Here is a 2481-nt window from a genome sequence, read left to right on the forward strand (position 1 = left end):
CGCCTTCCACAAGCCGGCATCGGCCGGCTAACTCCGGAGGCCTGATTCTCGGTACGAACTGCGACAGGAAGGCTCAAGATTGAACCAAATCGGCGTCTGATCCGTTGTCACCCGCGAAAATGGCTTGGAGTGACAGAATGGAATGGAAACGGACCAGGGAGCCTGCCGACGCATGGCACATGACGGACGATCTGCATGTCGAGCACGGCAAGGGCGATCCGTTCGCGGCGGCTATCCGCGCCACCCGCATGTCGATGATCATTACCGATCCCCGACAGCAGGACAATCCTATCGTGTTCGCCAATGACGCTTTCCTGCGACTGACCGGATATGAGCGTCATGAGGTTCTGGGCAGGAACTGCCGCTTCCTGCAGGGACCGAAGACCGACAAGGCCGCTGTCGAACAGATACGCGCGGCGATCGAGGATGAAACCGATGTCAGCGTCGATATCCTGAACTACCGCAGGGACGGCTCGACCTTCTGGAACGCGCTCTACATCAGCCCCGTTTCGAACGACAAAGGCGATTTGCAGTTCTTTTTCGCATCGCAGCTCGACGTCTCGGATCGCAAACAATCGGAGAGTCGCATCAACGCGGACAAGGACCGCTTCGAAAAGGCGGTGAAGGAACGCACCGCGGAACTGGAAGCCGCCCTCGAGGCGCAGACCACCTTGCTGCATGAGGTGGATCACCGGGTGAAAAACAACCTGCAGATGATCTCTTCCCTCATCATTATGCAGCGGCGGACCATACGGGACGAAGCGATCAGGCGTTCGTTGACCACCATGCTGGAGCGCATCGAAGCCCTGAGCACCGTGCATCGGCGGCTTTATCAGTCGAAGGACGTCAGCAAGTTCGATGTGGCGGATTTCGCCAAGGATCTGGTGACAGACCTGCTGACGGCGTCGGGGCGCTCTGAGATCAGTCCGGCTCTCGACCTGGAACCGATCGTCATTTCCGCGGAAAAGGCAACGCCCGTCGCTCTGATGGTCAACGAACTCGTCACCAATGCTCTCAAGCATGCCTTCAAGTCCAAGCCCGACGGAATGTCGGCCGGCCGCCTGGGCATCAAAATGAGCCAGCCCGACGGCCACTTGAATATCGAGGTGTCGGACGACGGCGTCGGCATGGCCGACGCCAACGGCGATGCCTCGTTCGGCATGCGGCTGATCAAATCGCTCGCCCGCCAGTTGCATGCCGAGATCGAATGGCGCGACACCGGCCCCGGCACGAAGGTCGTTATCTCGATCCCGAACGAACCTCAGGAAAAAGGGAATGTGTCATGATTGAGCCGCTCAAGGTCCTGATCATCGAGGACGAAGCGCTGCTGGCAATGGAGCTGGAGAGCCTTGTCGAGGACGCCGGCCACAGCGTCGTCGGCTGGGCGACCTCTTCGGCGGAAGCCATGGCCATGGCGGATGCGACCGAAGCCGATATCGCCTTCGTCGACATCCATCTGAGTGACGGGCCGTCCGGCATCGACGTGGCCAAGTACATAGGCGAAAGGAAGAGTTCGACGGTGGTGTTCATGACCGCCAATCCGAAGCGCATCCCCGATCATTTCGCCGGCGCGATCGGCGTCATAGCCAAGCCTTACACGATGAACGGGCTGACGTCGGCGTTGCGGTACCTGCAGGAAGGCATGCGCCGCCCGCCCCCCGTTTCGGCGCGGCCGGCCGGCTTCACCCTGTCGCCGGCCTTCGAAACCGCCTGGGCGCCGGCGGCATGACAGCTGAAGTCATTTCAGTTTTTCCCGAAGGAAGGCGATCGTTCTGCCCCAGGCGAGGTCAGCCGCCTTCTTGTCGTAGCGCGCCGCCGACGTATCGTTGTTGAAGGCGTGGTTGGCGCCTTCATAAACATAGACCGTGTAGTCGACATGCGCCGCGTCGAGTTCCTTCTTGAAGGCGTCGATGCCGGCATTGATGCGCTCGTCGAGTCCGCCATAGTGCAGCAGCAAGGCCGCCTTGATCTTGGATACATCGGCGGCCTTCGGCTGCATGCCGTAATAGGCAACGCCGGCACTGAGATCGGGCGCGTTGACGGCCAGCATGTTGACCGTGCCACCGCCCCAGCAGAAGCCGATAGCGCCGACCTTGCCGTTGCCGTCTTTGTCGCTCTTGAGGAAAGCGACGGTCGCAACACCGTCAGCGATGGTCTGCGCCGGATCGAGCTTGCCGAACATGTCGCGCGCCCTGTCTTCGTCGGTCGGCGTGCCGCCGAGCGGCGACAGAAAATCCGGCGCCAGCGCCACGAAGCCTTCCAGCGCCACGCGCCGCGCCACATCGCGGATATGCGGGTTGAGCCCCCTGTTCTCATGCACGACGATGACGGTACCGAGCTTGCCCGTCTGGTTCGCCGGCTTGACCAGATAGCCCTTCATCTCGCCGCTGCCGCCGCGGTAGCTGATGTCCTCGCCCTTCACGCGCGGATCGTTGTCGGCGACGATTCCTGCTTGCGCCGAATTTGCCGCCAGAAGAGGCG

The 2481-nt window shown here is 61.5% G+C and carries 3 protein-coding genes; 2 read left to right on the forward strand and 1 reads right to left on the reverse strand.

Going from position 1 to position 2481, the window contains the following annotated elements; translation table 11 throughout:
• Positions 1 to 137 precede the first annotated feature (137 nt).
• Together EN994_RS27030 and EN994_RS27035 are read left to right on the forward strand one after the other, a co-directional pair.
• The gene (locus EN994_RS27030; RefSeq protein ID WP_027160613.1) at positions 138 to 1286 is read left to right on the forward strand and encodes a histidine kinase dimerization/phosphoacceptor domain -containing protein; all 1149 of its coding nucleotides are present in this window, start codon (positions 138 to 140) and stop codon (positions 1284 to 1286) included.
• On the forward strand, positions 1283 to 1729 hold the full coding sequence (locus tag EN994_RS27035) for a response regulator (RefSeq protein WP_063168287.1): 447 nt from the start codon (positions 1283 to 1285) through the stop codon (positions 1727 to 1729). Before EN994_RS27030 ends, EN994_RS27035 begins: the two co-directional genes overlap by 4 nt.
• A gap of 9 nt (positions 1730 to 1738) precedes the next feature.
• Here EN994_RS27035 and EN994_RS27040 read toward each other — a convergent pair.
• A partial coding sequence (locus EN994_RS27040; RefSeq protein WP_164746236.1) for a dienelactone hydrolase family protein occupies positions 1739 to 2481 on the reverse strand: 743 nt, incomplete at its 5' end.

It is taken from the genome of Mesorhizobium sp. M7A.F.Ca.CA.002.09.1.1 (genome assembly GCF_003998555.1).
GTDB lineage: Bacteria > Pseudomonadota > Alphaproteobacteria > Rhizobiales > Rhizobiaceae > Mesorhizobium > Mesorhizobium ciceri.